This is a genomic window from Kitasatospora sp. NPDC087314 (assembly GCF_044744365.1).
GTDB lineage: Bacteria > Actinomycetota > Actinomycetes > Streptomycetales > Streptomycetaceae > Kitasatospora.
The window spans coordinates 136,354-143,688 of sequence record NZ_JBIUYE010000022.1; the positions used below are offsets into that span (position 1 = coordinate 136,354).

The following is a 7,335-nucleotide window of genomic DNA, read 5'->3' on the forward strand; positions in this document are numbered from 1 at the left end:
CATCCGGCGCCGGAAGGTCGGGATGGGGAATTCTGTGAGCAATTCCCGGGGTTTCACTTGTCGCCGGTCTGTGAAATTACCCGGCTCCGGTCGGCTGCTGCCGACCACACGCAGGACGGGGGCGCGACCTGCGCGCCTTCGGGACCGACCGGCTGGACCCGGCACCGGACGCGCTCATGTCCAGTGCCGGGGCGCAGGTAGCCCGTCAAGCGCGCTATCTCCCTCGGAGGGTCCTTGCCGGTTCCGTGGTGTCCGGTTCGGATGCCTCGCCGGGTTGTGGCTTCGCCGGTGCGGCGTCGGGTCGTGTTGCCGATGCGTGGCGAGGCGGATCACTGCCTCGGAACGGGCGAGCTCGTCGCCCTCGGTCGGCTCCTTCCGGATCCGACCGAGAACGCCCGTCCACCGCCAGGATCGGCCGGGACGCCCCGGCGAACCGCCGGCCTGTCGACCGGGCTCTAATCCGTCCTCCTGATGGGCGTCCTGTCGGAGTGCTTCGGCCGCCGCCAGCGCTTCGGCGGAAGGTGGACTGTACAGCTTGCTGTGGCAGGCCGGCCTCGCTACCGGGAGCGGGCGTTCGAGGCCGATCCCGTGCCGGTGACCGATGACCGACAGGTTGGCACCGTCGGGCGCCAGTGAATGCTGAGCGATCACCCTTCCACGAGGAGTCGCAATCGTCAGAAGGGGATCACCGAGCCTTCGGCGCACTTCCACGGCGTGGCCGTGCAGATGCCGTGGAACCGCGTAGAGGTTGTCCCGGTAGGACACCATGCTGTTGGCCGAGACCGCGCGAGCCACGCTGATCCTGGCAGGATACGGGTCGTGGGGAAGGTCGAGCAGGACCGGCGCAGCGGGCACGGTGTACCCGTCGTGGCCGGCCCTTGCCGAAGCCCGGCGAGTGCCCATGAGCCTGGCCAGCCTGTCGAGGCTCTCCTGCGCCTCCAGCGGGCCGGTGTCCACACCACTGGTCTGCCACCACAGGACGAGCGCTTGCCCGATCGCCTCGTCGTCGGCGTCTTGCCGTGCCAGACCGAGATCCGCGACAGCGCCGTAGTGCCTCGCGACCTTGCCCAGCACTGTGGTCAATTTGCCACCTCCCGGGCAGTGGATCGGCTGTGTCCGGTCGAAGCGCCAGCGCCAGCCGGTGCCGCCGAACTGGCGCAGGATCCGGTCGACGGAGCCGACCAGATGGCCGAGATCGATCTGCTCTGCGAGCGCTGCGCTCCAGCGCTGGGAGTGGGTCAGGCGTCCCACCAGGATGCAGGCATGGGTGCTGCCCCAGTCCGCAGGGGGGGCGGAGAAGACGTACCAGCGGAAGTGCACTTCCTCCACGTTGTCCTGCAAGCCGGGCCGGGAGCGGGGGGGACGCTGGCACAGCGGGCACCTGGGACGCAGCTGATGGGTCCGCAGGGCGCGGGTGAAGGTCGAGTATCCGCCGGTGTAGCCGAGATCGACGAGTTCGGCGAACAGCGCCGATGCCTCGAAGTGGGCATCGTCGTGCAACCGCTGACGACAGTAGGGGATGAACCGCTCGAACTCGCCCCTGCCGGAGCTGCGGACTCCGACTGTGCGCTTCCCGCTCAGATAGGAACTCACCGTCTTGCGGTCGCGGCCGAGGAGGCGAGCGATTGCGGCGATGGACAATCCTCGGGATCGCAGGGCACAGATGTTGATGTATTCCTCTCTGGTCAACATTTTGCTCCTATCAGGCTCCGATACGGCTTACGGCCCCCTCATGGGGATCCATGGGAAGCCAGGAAATATACACGAAACCCAGAGGTGGGAGCAGAAAGGTTTTTGCAAGACATCACCGATTGCTGTGCAATTTCAGTGAGCAAATTGCCGGGCGATCAATTGGCAAAGGCCCCATGCATGCCATGTCAAGTCGTGTGCGGAGACCGGCCAAAGAGTGGCCGGATCTCGTCCGCCGGACGCTTGGCAATTTTCACAAGCGCACAATGGGAGTCGACTGGAATAGACCTCTTCGGGTACGAGGGCGCTCGCGGTTCTCCCCGGAATTCCGGGCCATCCATGCATCCGGCCGCCCGTCGCACGACTGTGCTCAGCGTGCGGGCACGCATGGGTACCGTCTCCGGACGGTCGCCCTGCCGGCACCGCTGCTCAGCGAAACGGTCACTGGCATATGCCGATGTAGATGCTCACCCGCGCGCCCCCCGTTCGCTCCCATGCCCGCGCGTCGACCGGGTTCGGCGTCAGCAACGGTTGACACTTCGCGGTCTTCCGCGCCGCACACCGGAAACGCGTGCGGCCGCCAAGGGGGTCAACCTCGGACAGCCCTGCCGGTGTGGCCGGGAAGGTTCACGCCTACGGCGCCGGTGTCACGGCCTCGGCATCGTTCCGGCACCACACCGAGAAATCGCAGGCGCCCCAGGCAGGAGGAGCACACCCTGCGGTCCCGGGTGGAGCATCGCGTGCTCAGGCACCGGTGCCGGTCGCCGGCTGCGCATCGCCCGCGTACGGATCGACCACCCCCTCGCGCAGATGCATCCGGGCGAGGCCCGCAATCGGCGGGTGCGGCCCGGCGCTCGCCCAGCTGGTCGGTGCCGGCCATCGCCTGTGCGGGGTGGCGGTGACGTACGGGCGGCGGGCGGCCGGGACCTGGTCGTCGTCGTGGACGGCGGCCTGGGCCTTGCCCTCGGAGCCGGTGGTGCGGTGGGCCCCGTCGGCGACGGCCGGGGTCCCAGGCCACCGCACGACGGAGCCGACCCTTCCGACGGGACCGGCGCCTGCTGCCGGCACCCGCACCGAAGGGTAGACGGGCCACGCTCCCCGCCCGCACGTGCCGCCAATCGGGTGATGTAGCGTCAAGTGTCTTGCCTGCTTGTCACCTCAATGGGTTACTGGAAGCTCCAATCCGGTGGGTCGCCCATCCTCTCCGGGGGAGTGGGGCGTCGGCCTGCCGTATGGCCGGTCACTACCGTGGCGCCGTGGGCTCTCCTGGCAGAGGCGTGAATGATCCGCCCGCCACCGCGACCGGCGACAGTCATTCAGGACCGTCTCGTCCTCACGCCCGGAAAGCGGCCCGGCCACATCCGTGGACCGGCCCGCCGGCGCCCGGTTCACCGCCTCGGCCGTCCGTTTCGTCCTAGCCGGGGCCTGGTCCGACCCGCACCGTGCTCGGCCTGTGACTCTTCCTGGCACGCCGCCACGCGGTTCACCCCATCTCGTTCAAGGAGGCAGTCGTGCCCATCTCCCCCAACCAGGGATCGACCGGCGGCGGACAGAGCGTCGTCATCACCGGCACTAACCTCGGTGGGGCCACGGCCGTGCACTTCGGCTCCAAGCTGGCCACCATCACCGCCAACACCCCCACCTCGGTCACCGTCACCGACCCGGCCGGCAGCGGGGTGGTCCAGGTGACCGTGACCACCCCGGGCGGTACCAGCAACCCGCTGAACTTCTACTACGTCGGCGCGCCGTTCAAGGCCGCGCTCAGCGACACGTCCGGGCCGCTGGCGGGCGGCAACGTCATCACCATCACCGGCTCGGGGCTGTCGACCGCCACTGCCGTGCACTTCGGGGCCAACAGCGCCACGCCGACCGTCGTCAGCGACGGCGTGATCACCGTCGTCGTGCCCGCGGGCGCGGCGGTCGGATCGGTCGGGGTGAGCGTCACCACTCTGGGTGGAACCAACAACGGCTTCAGCTACACCTACGTGGACGTGCCCACCGTGGCTTCCTTCACCCCCGGCTCGGGCCCGGCCTCCGGAGGCACCGCGGTGGCCATCACCGGCACCTCCCTGAGCAGCACCCAGTCGGTCACCTTCGGCGGTCAGGCGGCCCCGTTCGTCGTCATCAGCGACACCACCATCACCGCCGTCGCACCGCCCACCCTCGACGGCTCCCCCGGGCCTGCCAACATCACGGTCACCAACGCGGCCGGCAGCGCGACCGCCGCGACCCCGTACCAGTACCTCGCCGGCCCGGGGATCTGATCCAGGAGTCAGGCCACTGACCACCTGGACCGCACGGCCGACGAGGCCGTCTGCCCGGGCGGGACCGTCACCGGCCCCGCCCGGGCAAGTCTTGTCCCGCCGCATCCCCGGTCCGATTCCTCGGCTGGCTCCGGGATACCGGAGTGCGGCCGCCTGACCGTGCGGCAGGCCCGGCGCGATCGCCGAGTACCGCCTCGCCGCACGGTGGAAGCAAGGCGAACTCGGACGGGACCGACGCCTATCCGTCACGGAACTCACTGGCCATGGCGGCCCTGTGCGACAAGTCGACGGTCACCCGTAGGCTGAAGCGGTTGGAAGCCCGCGGCATCATCCGTGAGGGCGATCAGCGGGCAGCCTTCCGCATCCCGAAGTGCCTGCGGCCGAAGGTGTACGACCTCTTGATCCCCTTCTCCTTCTTCAGCCACGAACAGCTGCCAAAGGTGAACGAGGACCGGGCCGACCGCGGGCTCGGGCCGCTGACGGCCGAGGACCGGCCGCCGCTCGCCCCCGCACCACGCAAACCACGGGCGGCAAGGGCATGAAACGGCCGGCAAGACCGGACCCAACTCCGTCCTATGACTCTGTCCACTCCTCTTCTGATCCGTCCGCAGGACAGCCGGCGATGAAGAAGCGGAAGAAGACCGGCATGGAAGGAGAGTCGGGCAACCGCCTCGCATCGGCCCGCCGGGCCTCCGACGGCACGGCCGATCCGAGAACCGCTCCCCGATGGTCCGCAGACAGCAGCGAAAACGTCGCCGAGGACGCCCAGATGCAGCGGATCGTCACGACCTGGACCAACGCACGCGCGGCCGCAGGCTTCGGCCCGCACCGCCGGGCGACGGCGCTGCGCGACTTCACCGCGGCAGCGACCACGTTGGTGCGGCAGGACCGGTCGGTGAACTGGCTGATGGCGGTCGCGACCTGGATGGGAACCGAGCAGCCGTCCTGGGTCGGCCTGGGCGGAGCCACCAAAGCAAGTACGCCGGTGCTCCGGCCGAGCAGTGCGTCCTGGGCAGCATGCTGCTCTCCGCGAACGCCATCAACGACGTGACGGGCACGGCTCTGAGACCCCGAGCACTACTACCGTCCCGCGCACGTCCTGACCCACCAGGCGATCCTCGACCTGTACGCGGCCAACCAGCCGGCCGACCCGATCACCCCGGCGCACGAGCGAGAGCCGAACTGCGTCCACTCGGGCCGGGGCATCGGTCGTACCCAGCCGCCGGACCTGGGCCGGAGGCTTCGCGCAGTGCGTTTCGGCCGGGATGGGTAATTCCGAACGGCAGAAGATGGGGAATTTGTCCATGCGTGGCCGCTCCGTCGTTTGGGCCGGTTCCCGGCACAGTGGGGGAAGTCGTCGGCGAGGTGTCCGTTCGCACGCACGAAGCCGGGCTGTGACGACGGCGAAGCGCACTCGCGCAGGTCACCGCTCGGGTCGATCCACGGCGCAACCTCAGGCAGGGAAGTCGCGATCGTGCCGGGTGGGGAATCAGCACGCAAATCCCGCACGGACCGGTCCGTTTTCGCTGATCGGCGTCGGTTGCGCACTGCCGGATCGGCCGTTTTCCGTATTGCGGGGATGGCCAGACACTGCGCCAAGCGGGTGAATGCGGGTCGGAAGGCTTGTCACCGATTTCACGGCTCTGGATTACTTTTCTGTATCCAACCGGCGGGCCGCCCATCCCTCCCCGGGGGAACGCGCAGTCGGCGCCCGCTGTGCTTAAGGCGGCGGTGACGTGCGGCTCGCGATGGGCACCCCCGTGGAGAACGTGGATCCATCTGCCGGCGCCGTCTCGGCGGTGCCGGCAGATGCGGCGGCTTACATACGCCAGGAGGCGTCATGCAAGCGATCCAAAGGTTCCGAAGCGTGCTGGCCCGTGCGGCGACCAGGTGGTCCGCCGACTCCCCTCCCTCGGACCACCGAAGGACGACTTCAGCGCTGTGGTGCTGGGGGCATCTGTTGGGGTGGTATGTGCCGACGGTGCTGGTGGGCCGTCAACGTTCGAGCGGACAGTCGACGACGGAGAGCGAGAGCGCAGCCACCGACGACCACGTCTTCGAACGGAACTCCTCCGCGATGCGCTCGGCCGAGTCCGTCCGTGGAAAGCACAGGCGGCGCCGAGGGCGGGGCGGCCGAGGACGGCCTGCCGTCGGCCCCGGAGAGGCGTCCGACGACAGCGACCGGGCAGGTGGCGGCGAGCTCCTTCACCGGGATGAACCAGTCTGTTTCGCGTCATCCCACATCGACGAACGGCGCTACCGGTCCACATGACATGGTGTCGGACCACCTCGTACCTCGACTGCCTAGCGCCGGACATCGAGAGCGCCGGCCACCCGAACGCCGCCGTGCCGACTGATTCGGCCCGACCTCGGGGGGCACGCCCGGGAGGGTTTCCGAAACGACCTGGCAACCACTCAGCCGACTCTGACCGGAGGCACGCCCGCGCTTGACACGGCGGGGCCCGGGAGTCGGCACAAGCCCCGTCTGGGCGGGGGCTGCCCCGGCCAGCGACACACCCCTGACGAGCCCCGGTTGATATTCCCTCCATCGACCGGGGCTCCCCGCCTCGGCACCCGTCGCCGCGAATCCCGGGCAAAGAGCCGACTCTTTTGCCGACTTGCGCACGTACGACATTCGTCAACTCGGAGACTGCACAACCCTATGGGGGTAGGTCATGGTTGATCACAACATTCCGGTGATCGGTTCGGTCAGTCCGGCGTCGGGGGCGGCGGGGTCGGTGGTGACGCTGACGGGCAGCGGGTTCGCGGGGGTGACGGCGGTGCGGTTCGGTGCCGTCAACGCCTCGTCGTTCACGGTGGTGTCGGACACGCAGATCACCGCGACGGTGCCGGCGGGCTCGGGCACGGTGCAGGTGACCGTGGTGGCGTGGTGGTGGGGGGAGACCAGCAACGGTGTCGCGTTCACGTATGCGGTCGCTGTTCCGGTGATCGGTTCGGTCAGTCCGGCGTCGGGGGCGGCGGGGTCGGTGGTGACGCTGACGGGCAGCGGGTTCGTGGGGGTGACGGCGGTGCGGTTCGGTGCTGTCAACGCCTTGTCGTTCACGGTGGTGTCGGCGACGCAGATCACCGCGACGGTGCCGGCGGGCTCGGGCACGGTGCAGGTGACGGTGACCACCCCTGGCGGCACCAGCAACGGTGTCGCGTTCACGTATGCGGTCGCTGTTCCGGTGATCGGTTCGGTCAGTCCGGCGTCGGGGGCGGCGGGGTCGGTGGTGACGCTGACGGGCAGCGGGTTCGTGGGGGTGACGGCGGTGCGGTTCGGTGCTGTCAACGCCTTGTCGTTCACGGTGGTGTCGGCGACGCAGATCACCGCGACGGTGCCGGCGGGCTCGGGCACGGTGCAGGTGACGGTGACCACCCC

At 69.2% G+C, this 7,335-nt stretch carries 6 protein-coding genes; 4 read left to right on the plus strand and 2 right to left on the minus strand.

Annotated elements, in window-relative coordinates:
• Positions 1-174: 174 nt before the first annotated feature.
• Positions 175-1,689: a Mu transposase domain-containing protein gene (locus ACIO5E_RS36555; protein ID WP_400676368.1), complete on the minus strand. Its 1,515-nt coding sequence runs from the start codon at positions 1,687-1,689 to the stop codon at positions 175-177.
• Between the two features lie 744 nt (positions 1,690-2,433).
• The gene (locus ACIO5E_RS36560) at positions 2,434-2,712 is read right to left on the minus strand and encodes a hypothetical protein (RefSeq protein WP_400676370.1); all 279 of its coding nucleotides are present in this window, start codon (positions 2,710-2,712) and stop codon (positions 2,434-2,436) included.
• Positions 2,713-3,200: 488 nt separating this feature from the next.
• Between ACIO5E_RS36560 and ACIO5E_RS36565 the strand changes: the two genes are divergently transcribed.
• From ACIO5E_RS36565 to ACIO5E_RS36580, 4 genes are all read left to right on the plus strand, one after another.
• Positions 3,201-3,953: an IPT/TIG domain-containing protein gene (locus tag ACIO5E_RS36565; RefSeq protein ID WP_400676372.1), complete on the plus strand. Its 753-nt coding sequence runs from the start codon at positions 3,201-3,203 to the stop codon at positions 3,951-3,953.
• Between the two features lie 263 nt (positions 3,954-4,216).
• Positions 4,217-4,495, plus strand: a complete 279-nt coding sequence (locus tag ACIO5E_RS36570; RefSeq protein ID WP_400676374.1) for a hypothetical protein — start codon at positions 4,217-4,219, stop codon at positions 4,493-4,495.
• Positions 4,496-4,575: 80 nt separating this feature from the next.
• Entirely contained in the window at positions 4,576-5,004 is a 429-nt protein-coding gene (locus ACIO5E_RS36575) for a hypothetical protein (protein ID WP_400676376.1), read from the plus strand.
• A gap of 1,624 nt (positions 5,005-6,628) precedes the next feature.
• A partial coding sequence (locus ACIO5E_RS36580) for an IPT/TIG domain-containing protein (RefSeq protein ID WP_400676378.1) occupies positions 6,629-7,335 on the plus strand: 707 nt, incomplete at its 3' end.

Coding starts and splice junctions, on each gene's coding strand:
- ACIO5E_RS36570 (WP_400676374.1), top strand. CDS start 4,217: ATGGCGGCCCTGTGCGACAAGTCGACGGTCACCCGTAGGCTGAAGCGG.
- ACIO5E_RS36575 (WP_400676376.1), top strand. CDS start 4,576: ATGAAGAAGCGGAAGAAGACCGGCATGGAAGGAGAGTCGGGCAACCGC.